General features: G+C 65.9%; 26 protein-coding genes. 2 read left to right on the top strand and 24 right to left on the bottom strand.

Translation table 11 applies throughout. The features are described 5' to 3' along the window. Window positions 1–378: 378 nt before the first annotated feature. From J9314_RS12205 to rpsB, 9 genes are all read right to left on the bottom strand, one after another. The gene (locus tag J9314_RS12205; protein WP_210602654.1) at window positions 379–1596 is read right to left on the bottom strand and encodes a class I SAM-dependent methyltransferase; all 1218 of its coding nucleotides are present in this window, start codon (window positions 1594–1596) and stop codon (window positions 379–381) included. A gap of 61 nt (window positions 1597–1657) precedes the next feature. Next, on the bottom strand, window positions 1658–2368 hold the full coding sequence (locus tag J9314_RS12210; protein WP_210602655.1) for a hypothetical protein: 711 nt from the start codon (window positions 2366–2368) through the stop codon (window positions 1658–1660). Next, window positions 2361–2921: a DivIVA domain-containing protein gene (locus J9314_RS12215; protein WP_166972701.1), complete on the bottom strand. Its 561-nt coding sequence runs from the start codon at window positions 2919–2921 to the stop codon at window positions 2361–2363. Before J9314_RS12215 ends, J9314_RS12210 begins: the two co-directional genes overlap by 8 nt. 175 nt (window positions 2922–3096) lie before the next feature. Next, complete coding sequence (rlmN, locus tag J9314_RS12220) at window positions 3097–4362, bottom strand: 23S rRNA (adenine(2503)-C(2))-methyltransferase RlmN (protein WP_246490749.1); 1266 nt, start codon at window positions 4360–4362, stop codon at window positions 3097–3099. 171 nt (window positions 4363–4533) lie between these two features. Beyond that, window positions 4534–5556 carry a phosphatidate cytidylyltransferase gene (locus J9314_RS12225; RefSeq protein WP_181275830.1) on the bottom strand — a complete coding sequence of 341 codons (1023 nt, stop codon included), beginning with the start codon at window positions 5554–5556 and terminating at the stop codon, window positions 4534–4536. Then, window positions 5556–6113 carry a ribosome recycling factor gene (gene frr, locus J9314_RS12230; RefSeq protein WP_166972707.1) on the bottom strand — a complete coding sequence of 186 codons (558 nt, stop codon included), beginning with the start codon at window positions 6111–6113 and terminating at the stop codon, window positions 5556–5558. The genes J9314_RS12225 and frr overlap by 1 nt, the downstream gene beginning before the upstream one ends. A gap of 169 nt (window positions 6114–6282) precedes the next feature. Then, window positions 6283–7035: a UMP kinase gene (gene pyrH / locus J9314_RS12235; RefSeq protein ID WP_210602657.1), complete on the bottom strand. Its 753-nt coding sequence runs from the start codon at window positions 7033–7035 to the stop codon at window positions 6283–6285. Between the two features lie 185 nt (window positions 7036–7220). Beyond that, on the bottom strand, window positions 7221–8048 hold the full coding sequence (gene tsf / locus J9314_RS12240; protein WP_210602658.1) for a translation elongation factor Ts: 828 nt from the start codon (window positions 8046–8048) through the stop codon (window positions 7221–7223). Between the two features lie 33 nt (window positions 8049–8081). Beyond that, window positions 8082–9011, bottom strand: a complete 930-nt coding sequence (gene rpsB / locus J9314_RS12245; protein WP_181275833.1) for a 30S ribosomal protein S2 — start codon at window positions 9009–9011, stop codon at window positions 8082–8084. 694 nt (window positions 9012–9705) lie between these two features. On the opposite strand from rpsB, the gene J9314_RS12250 reads away from it, so the two are divergent. Together J9314_RS12250 and J9314_RS12255 are read left to right on the top strand one after the other, a co-directional pair. Continuing rightward, complete coding sequence (locus J9314_RS12250) at window positions 9706–10749, top strand: D-alanyl-D-alanine carboxypeptidase family protein (RefSeq protein ID WP_246490367.1); 1044 nt, start codon at window positions 9706–9708, stop codon at window positions 10747–10749. A gap of 113 nt (window positions 10750–10862) precedes the next feature. After that, entirely contained in the window at window positions 10863–11324 is a 462-nt protein-coding gene (locus tag J9314_RS12255; protein ID WP_210602659.1) for a hypothetical protein, read from the top strand. A 51-nt stretch (window positions 11325–11375) separates the two neighbouring features. Here the strand turns inward: J9314_RS12255 and J9314_RS12260 are convergent, their stop codons facing one another. From J9314_RS12260 to J9314_RS12330, 15 genes are all read right to left on the bottom strand, one after another. Next, complete coding sequence (locus tag J9314_RS12260) at window positions 11376–12404, bottom strand: tyrosine recombinase XerC (protein ID WP_210602660.1); 1029 nt, start codon at window positions 12402–12404, stop codon at window positions 11376–11378. Window positions 12405–12443: 39 nt separating this feature from the next. Further along, a complete protein-coding gene (gene dprA / locus J9314_RS12265; protein ID WP_210602661.1) occupies window positions 12444–13670 on the bottom strand; it encodes a DNA-processing protein DprA in 1227 nt (408 codons plus the stop codon). Between the two features lie 3 nt (window positions 13671–13673). Next, on the bottom strand, window positions 13674–15251 hold the full coding sequence (locus J9314_RS12270; RefSeq protein WP_210602662.1) for a YifB family Mg chelatase-like AAA ATPase: 1578 nt from the start codon (window positions 15249–15251) through the stop codon (window positions 13674–13676). After that, complete coding sequence (locus tag J9314_RS12275; protein ID WP_246490368.1) at window positions 15248–15649, bottom strand: YraN family protein; 402 nt, start codon at window positions 15647–15649, stop codon at window positions 15248–15250. The genes J9314_RS12270 and J9314_RS12275 overlap by 4 nt, the downstream gene beginning before the upstream one ends. 175 nt (window positions 15650–15824) lie before the next feature. Then, on the bottom strand, window positions 15825–16142 hold the full coding sequence (locus tag J9314_RS12280) for a DUF2469 domain-containing protein (RefSeq protein WP_166972721.1): 318 nt from the start codon (window positions 16140–16142) through the stop codon (window positions 15825–15827). A 16-nt stretch (window positions 16143–16158) separates the two neighbouring features. Next, on the bottom strand, window positions 16159–16944 hold the full coding sequence (locus tag J9314_RS12285; RefSeq protein ID WP_210602663.1) for a ribonuclease HII: 786 nt from the start codon (window positions 16942–16944) through the stop codon (window positions 16159–16161). Then, a complete protein-coding gene (gene lepB, locus J9314_RS12290) occupies window positions 16944–17648 on the bottom strand; it encodes a signal peptidase I (RefSeq protein ID WP_210602664.1) in 705 nt (234 codons plus the stop codon). The genes J9314_RS12285 and lepB (J9314_RS12290) overlap by 1 nt, the downstream gene beginning before the upstream one ends. A gap of 191 nt (window positions 17649–17839) precedes the next feature. After that, entirely contained in the window at window positions 17840–18463 is a 624-nt protein-coding gene (gene lepB, locus J9314_RS12295) for a signal peptidase I (protein ID WP_210602665.1), read from the bottom strand. 31 nt (window positions 18464–18494) lie between these two features. Next, on the bottom strand, window positions 18495–18836 hold the full coding sequence (gene rplS / locus J9314_RS12300) for a 50S ribosomal protein L19 (protein ID WP_210602666.1): 342 nt from the start codon (window positions 18834–18836) through the stop codon (window positions 18495–18497). A gap of 189 nt (window positions 18837–19025) precedes the next feature. Further along, window positions 19026–19775, bottom strand: a complete 750-nt coding sequence (trmD, locus tag J9314_RS12305; RefSeq protein WP_210605659.1) for a tRNA (guanosine(37)-N1)-methyltransferase TrmD — start codon at window positions 19773–19775, stop codon at window positions 19026–19028. Between the two features lie 77 nt (window positions 19776–19852). Beyond that, window positions 19853–20353: a ribosome maturation factor RimM gene (gene rimM / locus J9314_RS12310; RefSeq protein WP_210602667.1), complete on the bottom strand. Its 501-nt coding sequence runs from the start codon at window positions 20351–20353 to the stop codon at window positions 19853–19855. A 118-nt stretch (window positions 20354–20471) separates the two neighbouring features. Next, the gene (locus tag J9314_RS12315) at window positions 20472–20702 is read right to left on the bottom strand and encodes an RNA-binding protein (protein ID WP_039210974.1); all 231 of its coding nucleotides are present in this window, start codon (window positions 20700–20702) and stop codon (window positions 20472–20474) included. Between the two features lies 1 nt (window position 20703). Next, window positions 20704–21153, bottom strand: coding sequence for a 30S ribosomal protein S16 (rpsP, locus tag J9314_RS12320; RefSeq protein ID WP_210602668.1), 450 nt, complete (start codon window positions 21151–21153; stop codon window positions 20704–20706). 157 nt (window positions 21154–21310) lie between these two features. After that, window positions 21311–22918, bottom strand: a complete 1608-nt coding sequence (ffh, locus tag J9314_RS12325) for a signal recognition particle protein (protein WP_210602669.1) — start codon at window positions 22916–22918, stop codon at window positions 21311–21313. Window positions 22919–23221: 303 nt separating this feature from the next. Next, the gene (locus tag J9314_RS12330; RefSeq protein ID WP_181275844.1) at window positions 23222–24442 is read right to left on the bottom strand and encodes an ammonium transporter; all 1221 of its coding nucleotides are present in this window, start codon (window positions 24440–24442) and stop codon (window positions 23222–23224) included. Window positions 24443–24557 lie beyond the last annotated feature (115 nt).

Below are 24557 nucleotides of genomic sequence, written 5' to 3' on the forward strand. Positions count from 1 at the left end.
GCGCGGTGCTGAGGCCTGAGCATCACGGTGCGTTGAGCACCACGCCCTACGCTCAGGCGCTGCGCTGGGCACCCTGTTGCATCGGGCACCCTGTTGCATTGGGCACCGTTGCTTCGGGCACCCTGTTGCAATGGGGACCGTTGCATCGGGCACCCTGTTGCATCGGGCATCGTGACCGGCGCGAATGCACTGCACCACGACCGCCCGTCGACTCTGCGGAGTTCGGCGGGCGGTCGTCGTTTCCAGCCTCATCAGCACCACCAGAGCGTTCGGCGCGACTGCCCACGCCGCAACTGTCTATCGAAAATGCACACGTAGTGATCGAATGCTGTACGCACACACTTTCAGTGGACAGTAGTGTGCCTCCGCCCGATCGGGTCAGCGTGTGCGGCGCAGTTCGAGCACGACCGTGTGCTCGTCCGGGTCGTCGTCCGTGCCGTCGGTACCCTCGCCGAGGTGGTCGTCCGTGCCGTCGGTACCCTCGCCGAGGTGGTCGCCGCAGCATTCGTGCGGACCGCCGATAACGACTTCTTCCCCGTTGTCGTCGCCCTCGCCGAGGCGGCCGGACCCGACCAGCCCATGCGCGGCCGCGTACGTGAGCGCTTCGGGGGCCTGTTCGCGGCCGAGTTCAATGAGCAGCACTCCGTCCGCGGCCAGCCAGTGGTCGGCCTCGGCGATGAGGCGGCGGACGAGGTCGAGCCCATCGACGCCGCCGAACAGGGCGGTGCCGGGTTCGAAGTCCACGGCTTCTCGGGGCAGGAAGTCCGCCGCAGTGGTGGGCACATAGGGCGGAACGGCTGCAATGACATCGACGCTGTGACGCAGTTCGTCCGGGAGGCCGACGAGGCAGTCGAGGCGGTGGCCCCGGACGACGCTGCCGCGAGAGTCCGAACTCCGTGACGAAGCCGCATGGCCGGTCGACGCGGCGGCAGGCAGATCGTCACTCGCGTTCGGCAGCCCGCCAGTGGCAGTCCGGGCGTTGTCGACGGCACATTCGACGGCGTGGGCGTCCGTGTCGCCGAGGTGGAGGTTCACCTCAGCAACTGAGGCAGCCACGTAGGATCCCACCGGACCGACCCCGCAGAAGGCTTCGACGACGACCGGTGCCCACGGTTCGGTACCGTGTTGGGTAATCTGAGCCTCGGTGCCGAGCCCACCCAGTCTGCCGAGCCCACTCAGACTGCTGGGCCCACCCGGCTCGCCGGAGCCACCACGACGACCGGGTCGTCCGTCGACAGCCTGCAGCCGAGGCATCTGTTCGATGACGCGCACCGTGTGTTCGGCCAGACGTCGCGTCCGCTGTCGGGGAACGAAGACGCCTGGGAGCGTGCGCAGCTTGAGTCCGGAGAAGTCGACCCAGCCGACGATCTGTTCGAGCGGTTCGCCTGCGACCCGCCTGGCCACCCGGTCGTCGAGCCAAGAATCGACTCGATCACCCGGCCCGACAACGGCGCCGGAACCCGTGCTGCCGCTCGAAACGGCACTGCCGCCCGGAGCGACACAGTCACCTGATCCGGCACCGTTGCCCACCGACTCGAGGAGGATGGCGGCTTCTTCGTCGGCGAAGACACAGCCTGCGGAGCGCAACGCTTCCACTGTCGGGTGGTACCTCGGGTCGCTTGACGCCTCAGGCGAGTGGGCGCCGGACCGCGGCAGCTCAGGGCTCAGAGAGCACCTCGCGTCGCAGCCACTCGAGGCTCGACATCGCATCGATCTCACCGGAGTCCGTGAAAAGCAGAGTCTGGTCGGGCGGCAGTGGGACGACGGCGGCGAATTCGACGCGGGAATCGCGCATCGCCTGGTCGAGGTTCGCGGTCTCGCCGTCGATGGTCACGCCCACGCCTTCGAAACGGGAGCGAGTGACCTTGATCGACGCTCGCCCGGGTTCAACCGTTTCGGCTTCGATGCCGTGGACGACGATCGGCGCGCTCGAATCACCGGCACTCCCACTGGCAACCTCTCCGGCCGTCACACCCGCACTTGCACCACTGCGGAGATCGACTCTCAGCCCGACTCTGGCGGCAGCCAGCAGCGTCAGCGCACGCGCCAGGGGCGGGACTTCCTCGGCGAGGGTGAGCACCGCACCGGATTCGGGGATCACGCCCATCGTGCGCAGCACCCCGGCGAGCTTCGAGCTGCGGTCGAGCACCTCGGCGCGGTCGAGTTCCACGGGCACCGACAGTGCGGCGATCAGACGCGGATCGGTGACCTCACGGCCGTCGACCAGGGGTTTCTCGGGTGCGGGGCCGGTGAGCACGACATCGTCGGCCCGGCCCATGACGATCGGGAAGTCGAGGAGTTCGTAGACCGGGTTGAGGGTTCCCGGCTGATCGGCGGTGGGAACGGAGAAGTAGTGGAAGTCAGTCAACGGAGGCCATCACCTCGACGACGCGGTCGATGAACGCATCCACCTGGTCCTCGTCGTAGGCTTTCTTGCCCTTCGCAGTCTTGAACAGCACGCGGCGGACCTGGTCGACGCTCATCGCCACGCCCTGCGTGAAGTAGGAGTTGACCTTGTCGCACATGTCGTCGACCTGGACGATGTCGTAGCCGATGACACCGGGAGCCGGGTTGTCAAAGCGTTCCCCGGCCTCACGAACGAGACGTCCCCGCAGGGACGCGGCGACGCGGGTGAGCTCGGAGACCCAGGCGTCCTGACCCGACTGCGCGATGAGGCGGTCGCGGGCCTGTTTGGCGAACGCGTCCTCGAGCCGGTCGAGGGCGGCGTCGACGACGGCCACGTGGTAGCCCTTGCGGACGAGGTCGAAGCCGACCGTGCGCACGGCTCGCGAGTCGAGGTCGCCGGGCTGCGGTGTCGGGCGCTCGAAGGACTCACGTGCCCGCTTGAAGAAGCTGTCGACCTGTTTGGGGTCGTATCCGTTCTTCCAACCGGACATTCGAGGGAAAGTCGTGTCCGCCATGTCTCCTCCAGAAGCGAGTGGCTGTGTCGTTTCCACCATGATAGATGGATGGCGTGGAAATTGCGTGCTCGCGGCTCACACGTGAGGTCCTGACCAGGCCGACTCCGGCTGACCGGACGGCCAAGAGTCGGTCAGCCCGGGGCTCGGCCAAGAGTCGGTCAGCCCGGGGCTCGGATCAGTCCGCTGCGGCGAGCTGACCGCAGGCACCGTCGATGTCGGAACCGCGGGTATCGCGGATCGTCGTCGGGATGCCGTGGTCGACGAGGCGGCGGACGAATTCGTCGGCGACCTCGGGCTCCGATGCCGTCCACACCGAACCGGGGGTCGGGTTGAGCGGGATCGGGTTGACGTGCACCCAGCCGCGACCGCGGGCATTGAGCTTCTTCGCCAGCAGCTCGGCGCGCCACACGTGATCGTTCATGTCCTTGATCAGCGCGTATTCGATGCTCACGCGTCGACCGGTGACCTGGAAGTAGTTATAGGCGGCGTCGATCGCCTCGTCGGCCTTCCACCGGGTGTTGACCGGGATCATCTCGTCGCGCAGTTCGTCGTCGGGCGCGTGGAGGCTGAGCGCGAAGGTCACGGGGATGTCCTCGGCGGCGAGCTTGTTGATGCCGGGCACCAGCCCCACCGTGGAGATCGTGATCCGCCGCGCCGACATACCCAGACCCTCGGGTCCAGTGCCGACGAACCGGCGCACCGCGTTCATCACGCGCTTGTAGTTGGCCAGGGGTTCGCCCATGCCCATGAAGACGATGTTCGAGACCCGTTCGGGTCCGCTCGCCGAGGTGGCCGCCCCGTCCCCGTCGAACGCCGACTCAGCGTCGGAGTCCGTTTCGTCGGATTCCGCGCCGAGCGCGGTCTCCCCCGCACCGGGCATGTCCGATGACGGTGCCGCGGCGAGTTCGCCGGCGGCGATGACCTGGTTAGCGCGGACGACCTGTTCGACGATCTCGGCGGTGGACATGTTGCGAGTCAGGCCCTGCTGGCCGGTGGCGCAGAAGGGACAGTTCATGCCGCAGCCGCACTGGCTGGACACGCACAGGGTGACCCGGTTGCGGTAGCGCATGAGCACGGATTCGACGAGGGCACCGTCGAAGAGGCGCCACAGGAACTTGATGGTGTCGCCGTTCTCGGTGCGCAGGCGACGGACCTCGGTGAGCAGGTGCGGGAAGAAACGCTCTTGGATCTCCGCGCGTCGGTCCTTCGGCAGATCGGTCATCTGCTCAGTGTCCGTGACGTAGTGGCTGAAGTAGTGAGTGGAGATCTGCTTGGCACGGAACGCGGGCAGGCCCATCTCGGTGACCGCGGCCACGCGTTCGTCCATGGTCATGTCCGCCAGGTGCTCCGGCGGCTGCTGGACGCGCGCGGACTTGAAGTTGAGAAGGGGACGCCCGTCACGGGTGGGCGTCTTCGAAGTGGTGCCGTCGGGATGCTCCACGACGGGCCTGGTCTGCCTTCTGCCTGCTTGAGAACTCACGCCCCCATTGTCTCATGATGCGGCGGGGACTGTCGTGTGGGCGGTGCCACGCCTGGGACGGGGACTCATTCCCTCGCCGAGGCGGGACCCAGATTCGCCCCGACTGTGTAGTTCCGCTTCCAGCGGCGGACCTCAGAGGAAGCCGGGCAGGACCGAGAACAGCACGAGCGCGACGGGCGCTGTCGGCAGGATCGAGTCGAGACGGTCCATCACACCGCCATGACCGGGCAGCAGGGTTCCCATGTCCTTGAGCTCGAGATCGCGTTTGATCATCGATTCGCTGAAGTCGCCGAGGGTGGCGAAGGCGGGGATGACGACGCCGAAGACGAGACCCGTCCAGAACGGAGCATCGAAGAGGGTGACCACCAACACCGTGGCAACGGCGGCGGAGAACACGACCGAACCGAGGTAGCCCTCCCAGGACTTCTTCGGTGAGATCCGCGGTGCGATCGGGTGCTTGCCCCACAGGACGCCGAAGACGTAGCCGCCGGTGTCGGAGGCGACGACGGAGGCGAGGAAGACGATGACGAGGTAGTTGCCGCCGGGCTGGGTGAGCAGATAGACGACGAAGCAGGCCATGAGGCCGACATAGGTGAGAGCGAAGAGGGAGAGCGAGACGTCTTTGACCGCGTTCTTGCGACGCTCGACCATCGTGAAGAGCATGATGGCGCCGGCGCTGGCCGCGAACGTCACCCACAGGGCTTCTCTGCCGCCGATGTAGGTGGCGACGACCATACACGCGGCCGAGACCATCGTCGGCACGCGGGAGACGAGGGAGCCCGAACGCGACAGTGCGTTGGCCAGCTCCCACATCGCGGCGACGATGGCGACGAGGATGAGGAAGAGGAACGAGATCGGCAGGAAGATCAGGGAGGCCAGCACCACTCCCCCGATGAGCAGACCCATGCCGATGGCGGCGGGCAGGTTGCGCCCGGCCCGACCGTAGTCCTTCGGCGGCGGCTCCTCTTCGGCGGCGGCCGCCTCGGGGGTGGGGTTGAAATCCGGGTCATCGGGCGAATACGGCTTATCCGAATTGCGCAGATCCCGGCGCCTGGGGAAGGGGCTCTCAGCACGCGCAGCGTCACGTGATGGATCCGGCTCCCCGAAGGGAGCCGGATTCGCTGCGGGGCTGTCGGTCCCGGTCACGGCAATCATCAGACCTCGAGAAGCTCGGCTTCCTTCTGGGAGAGCAGCTGGTCGATGTTGTCCACCTTGCTCTTCGTGAGGTCGTCGAGTTCGGAGATGCCGCGGGTGACTTCGTCCTCACCGGCGTCGCCGTCCTTCTTGATGCGTTCGAGGACATCCTTGGCGTGGCGGCGGATGTTGCGGATGGAGACCTTGCCGTCTTCGGCCTTGCCCTTGACGATCTTGACATATTCCTTGCGGCGCTCCTCGGTGAGCTCCGGCAGGACAACGCGGATGATGTTGCCGTCGTTGGCGGGGTTGGCACCGATGTCGGAATTGCGCAGAGCGTTCTCGATGTCTTGGAGCGTGCCCTTGTCGTAGGGGGTCACCAGGATCGTGCGAGCCTCGGGAGTCTGGAACGACGCGAGCTGCTGCAGCGGGGTGGGAGCGCCGTAGTACTCGATCTCGATGTCGGCGAACAGCGCGGGGTTGGCGCGACCGGTGCGGATCGACCCGAAGTCGTCCTGCGTGAACTCGACGGCTTTGTCCATCTTCTCTCTGGCCTCGGCCAGTGTCTCTTCAATCACGGTTCACTCTTTCCATCTCTGTAAGCTTTGGGTTCATTCTATGGGTCATCACTGAAAATTGCCGCACCGAATCCTCGCAGGAGTGTCCTCACCTGCGCAGACGTCGGGTGGATCGGGCGCGGTGCGGCCGCCTCGGCGAGGTGCCGACTCAGTGGAAGATGGCACTGTCTCAGTGGACGATGGTGCCGATCTTCTCGCCGCTGATGGCCTTGCGGAGGTTGCCTTCGCCCTCCATGCCGAAGACGTGCATCGGCAGCTTGTTGTCCATACACAGGCTGAAAGCGGTGGCGTCGACGACCTTGAGTCCCTTCTGCAGGGCCTCTTGGTAGGTGATCGAGGCGAGCTTCTCCGCGTTCGGGTCGACCTTCGGATCGGCGGTGTAGACGCCGTCGACGCCGTTCTTGGCGATGAGCACCTCGTCGGCGTGGACCTCGAGGGCACGTTGGGCGGCGACGGTGTCGGTGGAGAAGTAGGGCAGGCCGGCGCCGGCGCCGAAGATGACGACGCGGTTCTTCTCCATGTGCCGCATGGCGCGGCGGGGAATATAGGATTCGGCGACCTGGGACATCGGGATCGCGGTCTGCACGCGCGTGTCGACTCCGGTCTGCTCGAGGAAGTCTTGGAGGGCCAGGCAGTTCATCACGGTGCCGAGCATGCCCATGTAGTCGGCGCGGGTGCGGTCCATGCCGCGCTGGGAGAGTTCGGCGCCGCGGAAGAAGTTGCCGCCGCCGACGACGATGCTCACTTCCACGTCTTCGACGGTGGGGGCGACCTCGCGGGCCACTGCAGCCACGACATCGGGATCGACTCCGATCCGGCCTCCGCCGAAGACCTCACCGGAGAGCTTGAGCAGGACGCGACGGCGATGGGTGCGGACGGGATGGCTGAGGTGGCTGGATTCGTGAACCGGAGTGCTTGTCATTGAGTCCTTCTTCCGTGCAGGCAGATCGAGACCCGGGCGGATCGCCGCCCGGGCTGTGCGTCTGGGACAGTCTAGCGAAAAACGGGGCCGGACCTCTCGGTCCGACCCCGCCTCACGGATGAGTTCTCACTCACCCGGGGAACCTGCGAAGCAGACGGGTGTCTGCTTCAGCGGTCAGTGTCGTCTCAGGCTCCGACGCGGTAGCGCAGGAAGCCGGTGGCCTTGACGCCTGAAGCCTCGAGCACCTTGGCCACGGACTGCTTGGGATCCTTGGCGAATCCCTGGTCGAGCAGGCAGTTCTCCTTGAAGAAGCCGTTGACGCGACCCTCGATGATCTTCGGCAGGGCCTGTTCGGGCTTGCCTTCGTTCTTCGCGGTGTCTTCGGCGATGCGGCGCTCGTTCTCGACGATGTCGGTCGGAACGTCCTCGCGGGAGAAGTACTTCGGGCTCATGGCGGCGATGTGCACGGCGACATCGTGTGCCACGGTCTCATCGTCACCTTCGAAGGCCAGCAGAACGCCGACCTGCGGGGGCAGGTCCTTGTTCGTGCGGTGCAGGTAGGAAGCGACCTTGGCACCCTCGATGCGGCCGACGCGACGGAGGTCGACCTTCTCACCCAGGGTGGCACCGGACTCGGTGATGAACTGCGAGACGGGCTTGCCGTCGGTCTCGGCGGCGAGCAGCGCCTCGGCCGAGTCGGCCTTGTTCGCCACGGCCAGCTCGAGGACCTGGTCGGCGAGCTTGATGAAGGGCTCGGACTTCGCAACGAAGTCGGTCTCCGAGTTGAGTTCGATCATGGTGCCGACGCCGCCGTCGACGTGGGTCGCGACGAGACCGTCGGAGGTCGAGCGTCCCTCACGCTTGGTGGCGCCCTTGAGGCCCTTCACGCGGAGGGCCTCCATGGCCTTGGTCTGGTCGCCGTCGGACTCGTCGAGAGCCTTCTTGACGTCCATCATTCCGGCGCCGGTCTTCTCACGCAGTGCCTTGATGTCAGCGGCAGTGTAGTTTGCCATTCTTTCTCCTCAGGGTGGTGGAGTTAAAGGAAATCAGGACTCTGTCGACTCGGTGGAGTCGGCAGCGGCTTCAGCGGCAGGTGCGGCTTCAGCGGTCTCGGCCTCAGCGGCAGGTGCGGCCTCTGCTTCAGCAGACTCCGCGGCCGGGGCAGCTTCGGCGGCGGCCTCTGCAGGCTTCTCCTCGTCGGACTTGCCTTCGAGCAGCTCGCGCTCCCACTCCGGCATCGGCTCGACGGCGGAGACGTTCTTCTCTCCACCCTCGTCCTCGGAGGAGTGACGGGCGATGAGGCCCTCGGCGACGGCGTCGGCGATCACGCGGGTGAGCAGCGAGACCGAGCGGATGGCGTCGTCGTTGCCCGGGATCGGGTAGTTGACGTCGTCGGGGTCGCAGTTGGTGTCGAGGATGCCGATGATCGGGATGCCCAGCTTCTTGGCTTCGTCGACGGCGAGGTGTTCCTTCTTGGTGTCGACGATCCAGACGGCCGACGGGGTGCGCTGCATGTCGCGGATACCGCCGAGGGTCTTCTCCAGCTTGTCCTTCTCACGGCGAAGGATGAGCAGTTCCTTCTTCGTGTGAGCGGAGCCTGCCACGTCGTCGAAGTCGATCTCTTCGAGTTCCTTCAGGCGGCGCAGACGCATGGAGATGGTCTGGAAGTTCGTGAGCATACCGCCGAGCCAACGCTGGTTGACGAAGGGCTGGCCCACGCGCTTGGCCTGTTCGGCGATGGATTCCTGGGCCTGCTTCTTCGTGCCGACGAAGAGGATCGAGCCACCGTGGGCGACGGTCTCCTTGACGAACTCGAAGGCGTTGTCGATGTAGCCCAGCGACTTCTGCAGGTCGATGATGTAGATGCCGTTGCGCTCGGTGAAGATGAAGCGCTTCATCTTCGGGTTCCAACGACGGGTCTGGTGTCCGAAGTGAACGCCGCTGTCGAGCAGCTGGCGGATGGTGACGACGGCCATGCCGACGCCCTCCTTTCTGTGCACCTTCAGGTGCTTTTACGTCACGCGCGCGACAATCGTGATCGCAGCGATTCGAAATCTGTGCGATCTCGGATCGGTTCGACCTGATGACGGCGTCGATGACATTTTCGGTTGATTCCTGGTATCCGGTTCATCCGCCCCACAGGCTCACCATCGGGTGGCCTGCACCATGGGAAGGAGAAGAATTCGAATACGCGTAGTCAGAAGACATGCTTCTGCTGGGATCAGTCTATCCCGTTCGGGCAAGCCATTTCCAATCGAAGGCCCACCCTCGCCGAGGTGGCTCTCCGGCCCGCATCGACCCGCCGACTCGTGCGTCGACCCGTGTGGACAGGCGCTGCCGTGGCTCGCCCCTTGACCGTCGCTGAACGGCCCCGGTCCAGGAGTCCGCGTCCGTCCCGCGGCGCGATTCCACCCTCAACCCAGCGGACGGCACAGGCGACTCTCACGCCGATCACTGGGGACAGACCGCTCACTCGCACGCCTGGACCCTGTGGACGAATCTTCCTCCTCCACAGGGCCCGTCGCCGGGGGTGACAGAGGCTTAGGGGTCGGCTTCCATGCTCGTATGAATCCGTTCGCACCTGATCCGCCTCGTTGCCTGCACCACCGCCGAAACTCTCGCAGACGTTGCCGACATGGCGGCAATGGCGGCGTCGGTCCCACTCTGCTCGTGACCGCGATCCTCGCCTTGGCGCTCATGCTCACGCTCACTCCCCCGGCGTCAGGTGCATCGCTGCCGGGAGCAGACACGAGCAGCACACCGGTCTCACGCGCGAGCACCTCCGCAGTCTCCAGCACGAACACCTCTTCGGGTTCACGAGCGCAGGCTGCGAATGCGACCAAGCAGAGCTGGGTTACGCCGGTTCCGGCGATGGAGATCATCACGGCCTTCGACCCTCCTGATAAGCCGTGGCTCAAGGGACACAGAGGAATCGATGTGCTCGCCGTCGAGGGCGAGCCGCTGCGTGCCCCGACGAAAGGGACCATCCGCTTTGCCGGCACCGTCGCGGGAATGGCCACGGTGAGCATCCTCACCGCTTCGGGGCATGTGCTCTCCTTCCAGCCGGCTGCGACCGATCTCAGGCAGGGCGAGGCCTTCGAAGCGGGCGAGCGCATCGGCGAGGTCGGATCAGGCAGCCACTGTGAGCAGTCGTGTCTGCACATCGGGGCGTGGCCGGCCGACAGCGACAAGCGCTACATCGATCCCGGGAAGCTCTTCGGGCAGGAGACATCGCTGCTGCTGCCTCTGTCCCGCAAACCCGCCGAGGAGCCGAAGGGCGGTGGGGACTCGACGACCTCAGGTGCTGGTGCCTGGGGCGGCCACAGCAATGGTCGTATCCCGGCCTCTGCGATGTGCCAGCTGAAGACCGCACCGGGACAGATGCTGCGCTGCGATGCGCAGGCCGCGTTCGACCGGCTCTCCCACGCGTTCGAAGCGCGGTTCGGTGCTCCGATCTCGGTCACCGATGCCTATCGCGACTATGCGACGCAGGTGATTCTCAAGCGACGCAAGGGACGGATGGCGGCGACTCCGGGGACGTCGAATCACGGGTGGGCGCTGGCGGTCGATCTCGGCAGCGGGATCAACTCCTTCGGCACGGCTCAGCATGAGTGGATGCGGGCGAACGCGCCGAAGTTCGGGTGGATCCATCCCGGGTGGGCGAGGCAGTCCGGTTCGCTGCCCGAACCCTGGCATTGGGAGTTCCGCAAGTAGTGTCCGGGTCCGGACGTGTCTCAGGCTCTTGCGCTGAGGTGTTTCAGGCACGTGTCGCTGCCGAACAGTATGATCAATCAGATCACACTGAATTCGGACAGATCGGGTAGCTCATGAGCGCGAATCTCTACCTACTCCCCGACTCTCCGTGGATGGATCTCGCGGCCGCGATATGGGCAGTTGTTGCCGGCATCGCGGCAATCACTTTCCTCGTCATCGTCGCCAGGCAACGCAGAAACATAGCGCGCACCGTCGTCGTCGGTCTCCTGGCCGTGGGACTGATCATCGGTGGATTCGTTGTCCAGATCGGTCCGTCGGTCGCCCCCGACAGCGAAGGAAGGTGGTATTGCCCCATGGGCATCAATGCCATTCAGATCACTGAGGCTCCGGGGCGATCGCTGCCGCAGGGCATCCGAGAATGCCGGACTGAAGCCAAGCGCAATGTGGCGATCGGGCTGATCATGGCCGCAGCCGGTGCCGCCGTCACGACTGGGGCCGCGGTCCACGCACTCAGACGCAGAACTCGGTGCCTCGCGCCGAGCGATCGCGAAGGTCACCTGAAGGATCGCCGCTGAATTCCCCGCCGCTGCACCATCGTCGATCAGCGGCAGCGTTCAGTCACGTGTTCATGCCCGAGGGTGTGCCCGGCGGTAAGTCTCCTGCAGCCTTTGCATGGACACGTGAGTGTAGATCTGGGTGCTGCTCATCGTCGAGTGGCCGAGCAGCTCTTGGATCTGCCGCAGATCGGCGCCACGGTCGAGCATGTGGGTGGCCGCGGAGTGGCGCAGTCCGTGGGGTCCGATGTCCGGTGCACTGGGATCATCGGCGCCATACCGGTGAACGAGTTCGCGTACCTGCCTGGCTCCGATGCGTCCGCCCCGGACGCCGAGGAACAGCGCATCGCCGTTGCCGGGTCCGGCGAAGAGTTCCCACGCCTTCAGCCAGTCGTCCAACGCCTTCTGTGCCGGAGCGCCGAAGGGGACGCGTCGTTCCTTGTTGCCTTTGCCGAGCACGGTGATCATCGACGACCGGTGGTCGACGTCGGCCCGGTCGAGCCCGGTGAGTTCGGACACGCGCACTGCGGTGGCATAGAGCATTTCGAGGATCGCGGCGTCGCGGATCCGTTTCGCGGCGTCGAGCGGGTCAGGGTCTCCGCCCTGAGCAGAGTCACCCTGCGCAGGGTCTCCCGCTGCAGTCCCATCAGTCTGCGTCTCCGCGGCAGAGATGAGGCTCGCGGCCTGTTGTGGTTTGAGCACCGTGGGCAGGCGGGAGTCCTTCTTCGGGGTGCGCAGACGCGCGGCCGGGTTGTTCGGCAGTCCCAGGCTGTTGACTCCGTAGGCGAAGAAGGAACGCACTGCTGCGATCTTGCGTGCCACCGTCGACTTCGCTGCACCGGCGTCATCAAGGGCGATGAGCCAGGAACGCAGGTCATCGAGTTCGATTGCCGCCAGGTCGAGCCTCGCGCCCGCATCGGCCGGCGAGCGCTCCTCCCCCGTGCTCGTGCCCCGGCGCAGTTTCGTCGAGTGGACGGCGTGGTCGAGGAAGTCGGTGACATCGGAGACGTAGGCGCGAGCGGTGTGTGCGGACACGTCACGGGACCGCAGGTGGTCGGCATAGCCGGACACCACCTCGGCGACGGTCGACGTTGTGCTCACACCTCCAGGATACGCAGGCGACCACTGACGGCCCAGGATTCACCGCTGTGGTTTCCGCAGCTTCACCCACCCCGAGTCGCGGCGCTCGGCGAGGCCGGCGAGGTCGAGAGCGCTCAGTGCGCTGAGCGCATCGGCGATGGTCAGCCCCGCCCGAGCCGCGGCCGTCCCCGCATCGAGAGCCTTGGTCGCCGAGAGTGCGTTGAGGCAGATCTTCTCCCTCTCATCGAGGTCATCGACGGGGTCCACGCCCTCCGACCCGGCCCACGCATTGCCGGTACCGGTCGTGTCGAACAGCGTCGGGGCCTCATCGTCGATGAGCGCCACGACATCATCACAGCAGGTGACGAGTTCGGCTTCGTGTTCGCGCACGAGCCGGTGCGCACCCGTCGATGAGGCCGAGTACACCGACCCGGGGAATGCGGCGACCTGTCGGGAGAGTTCGAGTGCGTGCCGGGCGGTGTTGAGGGCCCCGCTGCGCCATCCGGCTTCGACGATGACGCTCACCTGGGCGGAGGCGGCGATGAGCCGATTGCGCAGCAGGAAGCGGTGGCGCATCGGGGTCATCCCGGGAGCGGTTTCGGACACGATGGCGCCGGTGGCCAGGATCTGTTCGAACAGGTCGGCGTTGGCCGCCGGGTAGAAGCGGTCGACTCCCCCGGCCATGAAGGCGACCGTCGGGGCTTCGCGGGCGATGGCGGCACGATGTGCGGCGGCGTCGATGCCGAACGCTCCCCCGGAGACGACAGTGATGCCGCGCGAGGCGAGATCCCACGCCAGGTCGGAGGCGCATTTGGTTCCGTAGTTGCTGGCAGCTCTGGCACCGACGACGGCGACCGCGCGGGTGAGCACCGCACCCAGTTCCGCTGCTCCGCGCACCCACAGTCCCAGCGGCGCTGCCGGTCCGAGGTCGTCGAGCATGCTCGGCCATTCCGCGTCGCCGTGGATGATGAGGCGACCGCCGAGGCGGGCGACCTTGTCGAGGTCCCCTCCCCCGCACTCATCATCGACGCGCATCGACCATCGCTCGATGGCTCCGCCGAGCTCCCCGTGTGCGACAGCCCCACCCGCAGCTGCGCCGGTGCCGTTCGATGCGAGTCCGGCGACCGCTTCGTCCGAGGAGGACTGTCCGCCGGCGACGGCCGTGATGATCGCCAGGGCGGCGACCGGGCCGATATCGTCGACCAATCGTCTGAGCAGGCCGTCTCCGGGTTCGCCGATGCGCAGCAGTGCGGCGATCGCGGTGCGGACCTCATCATTCGTGCTCATCGGTCATGACTCCTGTGTCCTCAGGGCGAGCGCCATTCTCATCGTCTCCGGGTCGGGGCCGGGTGCTCCGGCGAGGTCGGCCAGCGTGGTGGCGACCCGCAGCACCCGGTCGTAGCCGCGCATCGTGATCCGACCGGTGTCCAAGGCCCTGTCGAGGTCGGACAGTGCCTGAGGTGTCAACGCGAAGTGGTCACGCAGCCAGGCTCCCGGTGCTTCGGCGTTGAGCCGCCACCCGCAGTCCGCGTAGCGTTCGGCCTGCCTTTCGCGCGCCTGGCTGACCCGCACCGCCACGGTCTCACTGGTCTCCTGGCCTCCGCCGAGTCGCAGATCGGCCGGTGAGACGGGGAAGAGTTCGAGCTGCAGGTCGACTCGGTCGAGCAGCGGTCCGGACAGGCGGTTGCGGTAGCGACGTTTGTCCAACGGCGTGCACCGGCAGTCCGTACCGGCCCCGGCCATGCCGACTCCGCACGGGCACGGATTCGCGGCCATAACGAGTTGGAACGAGGCCGGCAGCACCATCGACCCCCACGCCCGGTTGATGTGCACACGCCGTGCTTCCATCGGCTGGCGCAGCGCTTCGAGGACGTCGCGGGAGAATTCCGGGGCTTCGTCCATGAACAGCACCCCGCGGTGGGCTCGGCTGAGGATGCCGACCGTGCCCGGGCGTCGTCCCCCGATGAGCGCCGAGGCGGTGCTGCGGTGGTGCGGTGCCTCGAACGGGGGCCGATGGTCGAGTCCGTTGCTGCCGTCGAGTTCACCGCGCAGGGAACGCACGGTGGCGACTTCGACGGCTTCGTCGTCATCGAGCGGCGGCAGGATTCCGGGGAGGCATTGTGCGAGCAGCGTCTTCCCCGCACCGGGGGTCCCGCGCATGAGCAGATTGTGTCCACCGGCAGCTGCGACCTCGAGTCCGAAGCGGCCCTCGGCCTGGCCTTGGACTTCGGCGAGGTCGTGGAGGTCTGGTATGACAGCGACGGGTCGGTCCATCTCGAGGACGGCAGGCAGCGGTGGCACTGCCATCGATCCGCCATAGAGATTGACGACGTCGGCCAGGGAGGCGACCGGTTGCACACGGGCTCGGACGACCAGGGCGGCCTCATCGGCATTGCCGACGGGTACGACGAAACGATCGAAACCTGCTTGGACACCCGAGTGCAGCGACGGCAGCACCCCGGTGACGGGACGGATCCTCCCGTCGAGTCCGATCTCGCCGAGGTGGATGACCTCGCCGGTGTCGTCGGAGGCGATCTTGCCCAGAGCTTTGAGCACGGCGACGGCGATGCCGAGGTCGAAGCCGGTGCCGACCTTCGGCACGGTGCCTGGGGTGAGGTTGATCGTCAGATGTTGTGTGGCCACGGGAGTGCCGAGGTAGGCCAGTGCCGCCCGCAGTCGTTTGCGGGATTCGCTGACCGACACATCCGGCAAGCCGACGATGTCGATGCCGGGCAGGCCGGCGCTGACGCTGGCTTCGATGGACACGATCTTTCCGCTCAGTCCCCACAGGGCGACGGCCGAGGCCCTCCCGATCACATTGGTGGCAGTGCTGTCGCCCGAGTCGGAAGCGAGGACCTCGCCGTTCATGAGTCGACCTGGATGTTCGGGCAGTGGAAGTACTGCAGGCTCGGTTCGATGATGATGCCGAGCGCATCGATGCGAGTGGTTGGGAAGAATTCGTCCTGGCCGCTCAGCCAGATACCGGCCAGTGTGCGGATGCGTCCGAGTTTGGACACGGTCACGGCCTCCAGCGGGGAGCCCAACGCACCGGTGCGACGGGTCTTGACCTCGACGAAGACCGCGGTGTCTCCGTCTCGGGCGATGATGTCGAGTTCGCCGCGCGGGCACCGGAAGTTGCGTTCGATGATGACCAGACCAGCGGCTTCGAGGAACGCCGCCGCGAGGTCCTCGCCGTGCTCGCCCAGCGCCTGCTTGCGCATCCCTCGGGCGGTGCGTGCTCGCCCTGCAGTTCGTCTCTGTCCCATGTCGGCCAGAAGACCATGGGCAGACGAGTCAGGGGAAGAGCGACCTCGGTGCCTGTGGAAACGGCTTGACCGCCCACAGGCGTATCACGCTTGAGTCGGCGCACCTTCCACAGCAGAACGCGTGCGAGTCGGTGCGCACACCTGAGTGGAGTCCGGCTGCCGAAGTCGGGTCCGTTCAGCCGCGGATGGACGTCGGGGGTTCGAGGTCGGACTTCGCGATCTCCTCGATGTTGACGTCCTTGAACGTGAGCACGTGCACGGTCTTGATGAACCGTGCCGAACGGTAGCTGTCCCACACCCACGCATCGCGCAGAGTGAGTTCGAAGTACACGTCCCCGGCGTCGTTGTGCGCCTTGAGGTCGACGTGGTTGGCGAGGTAGAAGCGGCGTTCGGTCTCGACGACGTAGGCGAAGAGGCCGACGACGTCGCGGTATTCCTTGTACAGCTGGAGTTCGAGCTGCGCTTCGTAGTCGTCCAGATCATCGGCGCTCATACTGAGCCCTCCTTACTCAAACCGCATGCAAGCGGAAGCTTCTCCGGTGGTGGATGCTCGGGCCGACATCAACGATGCCCTGCCGATGCTTCGCCGTCCCGTATCCGACGTTCGACTCCCAACCATAGTGCGGATTCTCGGCAGCGAGTGCGATCATCACCTCATCGCGCGTCACCTTCGCCACGATGCTCGCCGCCGCGATCGCGGGAACGCTGCCGTCGCCCTTGACGATCGTGCGTACCTCCGGCAGATCGAGATCGGCGAAGTCGCCGAATATCCCCAGGCAATCGAGGGTGAGTGGGGCGGAAAGCCAATCATGGCTGCCGTCGAGCAGGACCGTCGTCGACGCCGGGAACACGCCTGCAGACCCACGACTCGAACCACCGACAGAGTCAGCTGTCCCGACCGAGGCATACCCACCCGCAGACGCGGCACCTGACCCGCCGGCCCATTCCTCCAGCATCGCGGTGAACGCCCTGCGACCGGCGAGGTTGAGCGCCATCGTCATCCCCAGTTCGTCGAGTTCGCTCGGACTCGTCGAACCCACTGCCGCGGCGGCCGCCCAACTGCGCACACGAGCGGTGGCGGCCTGCCGGGACGCCGCGCTCAGCTGCTTCGAATCATGGATGCCCGCAGGCACCTCGGCGGCGGTGAGCCTTCGCAGGTCGAACAGGGCGGCCCCGACGCTGACGGGACCGGCGAGGGCACCACGGCCCACCTCGTCGACGCCGATGACGAAGTCGAAGCCCTCGCTCAGCAGTGCGTTCTCCACGCTGAGGTCGCTCAGTCCTCGTGTACCCATCAGTTCCCGGTGACTCCCTCGGCGGCGGGCACATCGGCGAACACGTCTTCGGGATCGGACACCCAGCCGAAGTGCTTGAACGGCCAGTTGATGAGGAAGACGGTGCCGACGAGGTCGTCATCGGCGACGAACGGATCGGCATCCATGTGATAGCGGGAATCCGCGGAGTTGCTGCGGTTGTCGCCCATCACCCAGTAGTGGTCCTCGGGCACGGTGACCTTGAAGTCCGTCTCGGAGGGTGCGGTGCCGTCGTCGAGGTACGTCTCGTCGATCGGTTCCCCGTTGACCTTGATGCGGCCCTGCGCATCACAGCATTCGACGGTGTCGCCGCCGACGCCGATGACGCGCTTGATCAGCTGATTCCCCGCGTCCGAGGGAGCCAGGCCGATGAACTCGAGGAGCGGGTTGGGCGTGTATTCTGCCGTCTCCATCGCCGAGAGCCAATGGTCGGGATCGTCGAAGACGATGATGTCGCCCCGGTTGGGCGGACCGAATCGCGGTGCGAGCTGGTTGACCAGCACCCGGTCATCGACCTGGAGGGTGGTCATCATGGATTCGGAGGGGATGTAGAACGAGCGGACGACCCAGGTCTTCAATGCCGTCGAGATGAGCAGGGCGATGACGATGATCGCTGCGGTCTCGAGCAGGCCGCGGGCGAACCGTTTCGAGGCTGGGGGCGGGGAAGCTTCGGATTCGCTTGTCATTCGTTCGCTTTCACATCGGACCACGGTTGTCGCTGAGGACTGCTCCTCCAGGGAATGAAATGAGCGTACCAGCACCAGCCTGACCACGCGCTCAGGTGAGTTCGCCACCCGCGCCGAGGTGGGGCTCAGTCACGCGCGGAACCTCGCCGAGGTTGGGGTTCGCTCGCAGCTGCCCCGCGCCGAGGTGGGGCTCAGTCGACCGAGGAGCCGTACCCGATCACGGGGCCGATGACCCGATCGGTGGGGATGAATCCCCCACCGGGGCGCCCCAGCAGGGATCGCGAATCGGCCGAGTCGCCTCTGTTGTCGCCCATCACCCACATCGTGTCGGCAGGGACTTCGATGGAGAACTCCACCGCCGAGGCGGGGCTGGGCGCGTAGTCCTCACGCAGCGGTCTGCCGTTGAGCAGCAACCGGCCCTTCGCGTCACAGCACTGCAGGGTGTCGCCGCCGAGGGCGATGACCCGTTTGACGTAGTAGACGTCACGGGGGCCGAGGCCGACCCAGGATCCCATCTTCTGCAGCGGGGTGGGCAGCGGGTCGTCGACGAAGGAGCCGCGGCCGTCGAAGACGACGATGTCGCCGCGTCGGATGTCACCGCGCAGCGCATCGGGTCGCCACACCGTGATCGAGTCGCCGACCTTGAGCGTCGGTTCCATCGAAGCGCTGGGAATGGTGAAGCGCTGGATGACGAAGCCGCGGACCGACCCGCCGAGGATGACGATGACGACGGCGATGATCGCGACGGTCTTCCAGAACCGGCCCGAAGACAGAAGACGCGACCCGAAGGTCGCGTCTTCTCGTCTGTTCGGCACAGTGTGATCGTATCCCACGGTGCCAGGCAGATCAGGCCTTTTCGCGGATGCGAGCAGCCTTGCCGCGCAGTTCGCGCAGGTAGTAGAGCTTCGCACGGCGGACGTCACCGCGAGCGAGGACCTCGACCTTGTCGACGTTGGGCGAGTGCACCGGGAAGGTGCGCTCGACTCCGACGCCGAAGCTGATCTTACGGACGGTGAAGGTCTCGCGGACTCCGTCGCCCTGGCGGCGGATGACGATTCCCTTGAAGACCTGGATACGCGAGCGGGTACCCTCGATCACCTTGACGTGAACGTTGAGGGTGTCGCCCGGGCGGAATTCGGGAACGTCGGACTTCAGCGAGGCTGCATCTACAACATCGAGCTTCTGCATTGTGGTTTCTCCTGTGGCCCCTGCTTCAGGTCGAGGACACGCATATCGGACCGGTGAACCGGTGACTGGATCGTCTGTCGGGATCTCTCCCCGTGGACCCGCCGTTTCAGACCGGGCGGATCAGTGTGGGCGCCCATCCCCCTGAAGCAGGTGAACGCCAACAAACGCGACGTTTCATTCTGCCACGGCTCAGCGCTCGGACTCAAACCGTTCGATGGCGGCCAGATCGTCTTTGCTCAGGTCGGTGAGTCGGGCGAGCAGATCGGGCCTGACCTCGGCAGTGCGTTCGAGACGTCGGTCACGTCGCCACCGGGCGATCGCGGCGTGGTTGCCGCTGAGCAGGATCTCCGGGACCTCGCGTCCACGCCATTCGGCCGGTTTCGTATAGATCGGGTATTCGAGCAGGCCGTCTTCGTGGCTCTCCTCGGTCAGCGACTCGGGGTTGCCGATGATGCCGGGGATGAGGCGGCTGACGGCTTCGATCATCACCATCGACGCCACCTCGCCGCCGTTGAGGACGTAGTCGCCGATGCTCATGGGCAGCAGTTCGAAGTGCTCGCCGGCCCAGTCGATGACACGCTGATCGATGCCTTCGTAGCGGCCGCACGCGAAGACGAGGTGCTTGCGGGAGGCGAGGTCCTCGGCGATGCGCTGATCGAACACGGCACCTGCGGGGCTGGGCACGATGAGCGTCGGCTTCTCGCCGGACCCGCCGGCAAGGACGTGCTCGAGGGCCAACGCCCATGGCTCTGCCTTCATCACCATGCCCGCTCCCCCTCCATAGGGTGAGTCGTCGACGGTGTTGTGCCGGTCGAAGGTGAAGTCGCGCAGATCGTGGACTGCAAGCCCCAGCTGCCCGCGGTCGACGGCTTTGCCGATCAGAGAGAGCTGCAGGCCGGCGAGGTATTCGGGGAAGATCGATACGACGTCGATCGACATCCGGGGATCGGCCGCCTCGGCGCGGGTGTCCGTCACAGGCGCGGCAGCGTCGCCACCGGTCACGGGTGGGTTCTCGCTCATTCGGCGTCGAGGAGGCCGGCGGGCGGGGTGACGTCGATGCGTCCGGTCTCGATGTCGACCTCGGGGACGATTGCGGTGACGAACGGGATGAGCACGACGTGCCCGGCGGTGTGCTTCATGTGCAGGAGGTCCTGGGCGGTGCCGTTGGTGACGTCGACGATCTCTCCGACGAGGGCGTCGTTCTCATACACCTTCAGCCCGATGAGGTCATCGAGGTACCAGGCGTCGGTGTCCTCGTCGTCATCATCCTGGTCGGCGAGGATGAGTGTGTTGCGGATCTCCTCGGCGCGGTTGCGGTCGGGGACCTCGTCGAAGGCCAGGAGCAGGCGGTCGCGGTGCCACCTCGCCGACTTCAGTGTCAGCGGCCCGATGTCGGGGTCGGTGGCGTAGGTCGACCCGGGGGTCAGTCGCTCCTCGGGCCGGTCGGTGCGCACCTCGACGGTGAACTCGCCCTTGATCCCATGCGGCTTGCCCAGCCGGGCGATGACCGTGTCCATGCTGCTCCTCGAGGGTCGGGGTTGTCGGTCAGGCACCAGTGTAATCGGCGTCCCGAGTGTGAATGCACGTGAGGGGATGCAGCGCTTTCGCACTGCATCCCCTCACGCAGAAAAGGTGTTACGCCTCGATGAGGTCCACTCGCACCGACTCACGGCCGGCCAGTGAGTTCATCACGGTGCGCAGGGCCTTGGCGGTCCTGCCTGCACGGCCGATGACCCGGCCGAGGTCTTCGGGGTGAACCCGGACCTCGAGGGTCGTGCCGCGCTGCGATGAACGCGAGCGTACGGAGACATCGTCGGGATGATCGACGATGCCGCGGACCAGATGCTCGAGCGAATCAGGCAACATCTCAGGCTTCAGCGCTTTCTTCAGCGGCCTCGGGGGCGGCTTCCTCGGCCGGAGCCTCGGCAGCGTCGTCAGCAGCGGCGTCCGCAGACTTGCCGCCCTTGTGAGTGATGGCTTCCTTGATCACCGAATCGGCGTTGGGAGCCACGTAGGCTTCCTTCTCCGGCTGCGGCTTGACGGTGTTGACCGCTTCGCCCTCGCCGGTGAACTTCTGCCAGTCACCGGTGAGCTTGAGCAGGGCCTTGACCTGGTCGCTCGGCTGAGCACCGACACCGAGCCAGTACTGGGCGCGCTCGGAATCGATCTCGATGACCGAGGGCTCACGGGTCGGGTGGTAGATGCCGATCTGCTCGATGGCCTTACCGTCACGACGGGTGCGCGAGTCAGCGACAACGACGCGGTAGTGGGGTGCACGGATCTTGCCCATGCGGGTCAGACGAATTTTGACTGCCACTTTAGTGGTGTCTCCTTTTGTGTTCTGTGTGCACAGCTGATCCAGGAGAGTCGTGGGGTTGACCTGCCGGAAGCTGCGGCTCGGACTATCACTTCGGCGCGGATGAGAGGGCCCGGACCGAGAGCAAAAGTACAAGAGTCAATTGTGCCAGAAGGCTCTATTTCTTGCCACCTGGGAAGATTCCGCCGAATCCCTTGGGCAGGTTCGCCGGATCGAATTCCTCGTCCTTGCCCAGATCGACGCCGCCGAAGGCCGAACCGACCGGGTCCTTGGTCTTGCCCGACTTCTTGTCGGCCAGAGCCTGCGCCTCCTGCGCGCGCTTGGCGGGGTTGCCCGACTGGCCGCCCTTGCGGCCCTTCTTCTTCCCCACCGCCTTCTTCTTACGATTTCCGGCGCCACCGGGCATTCCGCCCATTCCAGGCATCTGCGGCATGCCGCCACCGGGCATGCCGGGCATTCCGCCGCCGCGGGTCATCTGTCGCATCATCTTCTGCGCCTGGGTGAAGCGCTCCATGAGCTGGTTGACCGCGGTGACCGTGGTCCCGGCACCCTTGGCGATGCGGGCGCGGCGGGAGCCGTTGAGGATCTTCGGGTTCGTCCGCTCGTGCGGTGTCATCGATCTCACAATCGCTTCGACCCGATCGACCTCACGCTCGTCGAAGTTCTCCAGCTGATCCTTGTACTGGCTCATGCCGGGCATCATGCCCAGCATCTTCTTCATCGAGCCCATCTTCTTCAGGCCCGCCATCTGCGTGAGGAAGTCGTTGAGGTCGAAGTCCTCGCCGGCTTCGACCTTCTTCTTGAGCTTCTCGGTCTGCTTCTCGTCGAAGTTCTTCTCGGCCTGCTCGATGAGGGTGAGGATGTCACCCATGTCGAGGATCCGGTCGGCCATGCGGTCGGGATGGAACTGCTCGAAGTCCTGCATCGATTCGCCGGTCGAGGCGAACATGATCGGCTTGCCGGTCACCTCGGCGACCGACAGGGCCGCACCGCCGCGGGAGTCGCCGTCGAGCTTCGAGAGCACGACGCCGGTGAAGTCGACGCCTTCGAGGAATGCCTCGGCGGTCTTCACGGCGTCCTGACCGATCATCGCGTCGATGACGAAGAGGACCTCGTCGGGGTTGACCGCCGAGCGGATGTCGGCGGCCTGCTGCATGAGTTCTTCGTCGATGCCGAGGCGACCGGCGGTGTCGACGATGACGACGTCGTGGAGTTTGGACTTCGCGACCTCGATCGAGTCGGTGGCGACCTGGATCGGATCGCCCACGCCGTTGCCCGGCTCCGGGGCGTAGACGACCGCGCCGGCACGCTCGCCGACGATCTGGAGCTGGTTGACGGCGTTGGGTCGCTGCAGGTCGGCGGCGACGAGCATCGGCCGGTGGCCCTCGGACTTCAGCCAGTGCGCGAGCTTCCCGGCCAGGGTCGTCTTACCGGCACCCTGGAGGCCGGCGAGCATGATGACCGTCGGGGGTCGCTTGGCGAAGGTCAGCCGGCGGGTCTGTCCGCCGAGGATGGCGACGAGTTCGTCATTGACGATCTTGACGACCTGCTGGCCCGGATTGAGTGCGCCCGAGACCTCCTCGGACAGCGCCCGCTCGCGGATCCGCCCGGTGAAGGCTCGCACCACAGGCAGAGCGACGTCGGCGTCGAGCAGGGCGCGCCGGATCTCGCGGATGGTGGCATCGACGTCGGCTTCGGACAGTCGGCCCTTCCCGCGCAGATTCTTGAAAGTCGCGGTGAGCCTGTCGGACAGAGAATTAAACACGAACGAGCCTTCTTCACGATGATTTGGTCGACTCTCTAGACTAGCAACTCACCCGTGCCGGGCTGAAACCAAGAGTGCTGACAATGCCCCGTGAACCCCCGCCGAGGTGGCGCTGACTTTCCCGCGCGCCTTGCCGGGCGCCGAGGTGACGCTGACCTTCCCATGCACGCGGAACGGCCGATCGCCTCGGCGGGGTGGTCTGCTTCCACCCTGCCGAGGCGATCAATGAGCACGACGTCGCACTCTCCCCCGTTCACGCGGCCGGCGAGACCCACCGGCCGCCTGGACGGGCGTCTGTTGGGGTCACCGGAACGAGTAGGCCTGCTCCGCGTGTTCGAAGGTGTCGATTCCCTCGAGTTCCTCTCGCGGGTCGATCCGCAGCCCCATCGTCGAGCGCAGGACCAGAGAGATCGCGAGCGTGAGCAGACCGGCGTAGACGATGGCCACGAGGCACGCGAGGACCTGTGCGATGAGGAGTTCGAAGCCGCCTCCGTAGAAGAGCCCGGCGGGCCCGTCCTCGTTCGGGAAGGCGAAGAACCCGATCATCACGGTGCCGATGATTCCCGCGACGAGGTGGACGGCCACGACGTCGAGCGCATCGTCATAGCGCAGACGGTTCTTCGCTTCGACGGCGAAGATCGCACCGGCGCCTGCCGCGATGCCGATGAGGACGGCCGCATAGGGGTCGACGTTCGCACACGCCGGGGTGATCGCGACGAGGCCGGCGATCGCTCCCGAGACGCTGCCGATGCTGCTCGGTCGCGAGGCCCGCAGGCGTTCGATCATGATCCAGGTGATCATGCCGGCGGCAGGTGCTGCCAGCGTGTTGATCCAGATGAGTCCGCCCTGTTCGATGGTGGTGGCCGCACCGCCGTTGAACCCGAACCAGCCGAACCACAGCAGCGCGGCCCCGAGCACGGTGATCGGGATGTTGTGCGGCTTGTGCGGGGTCGAGAAGCGGGCGCGGCGTCCCATGACGACGACGAGCACGAGGGCGGAGATGCCGGCGTTGATGTGGACGACCGTGCCTCCGGCGAAGTCGATGGCCGGTCCGAACAGACTGCCGATCGCACCGGATTCGCTGAGCAGTCCGTCTCCCCAGACCATGAACGCCAGGGGGCAGTACACGAGGGTCACCCACGCGGCGGAGAAGACCAGCCAGGTGGAGAACTTCGCACGGTCGGCGACGGCTCCGGCGATGAGGGCGATCGCGATCATCGCGAACGTCGAACCGTAGCCGATGGAGATCAGCGAGGCCGGGTCGTTCGCGACCGAGCCGGTGAGTCCGAGTTCGGACAGCGGGTTGCCGACGATTCCGGCGATCGAGTCACCGGAGCTCAGTCCGTACCCGAAGAGGACCCAGACGAGTCCGCCGACGGCCATCGCGGAGAAGACCATCATCATCATATTGATCGCCGAGGTGATCCGCGTCATTCCTCCGTAGAAGAACGCCACCCCGGGGGTCATGAGCAGCACCAACCCCGCGGCGACCATCATCCATACATTCACTGCATCGAGTTCCATGTCGTCTCTTTCGTGTCTCGGCCGGTTCCGAATCGAACCGGGCAGACACAGTCTCCATGACGCATGTCACAGTGGTGAGTCGCAAATGTTTCCGGAATGTGACGAGCCTGGTCTC

This window comes from Brevibacterium oceani, from assembly GCF_017948325.1.
Taxonomy (GTDB): Bacteria; Actinomycetota; Actinomycetes; order Actinomycetales; family Brevibacteriaceae; genus Brevibacterium; species Brevibacterium oceani.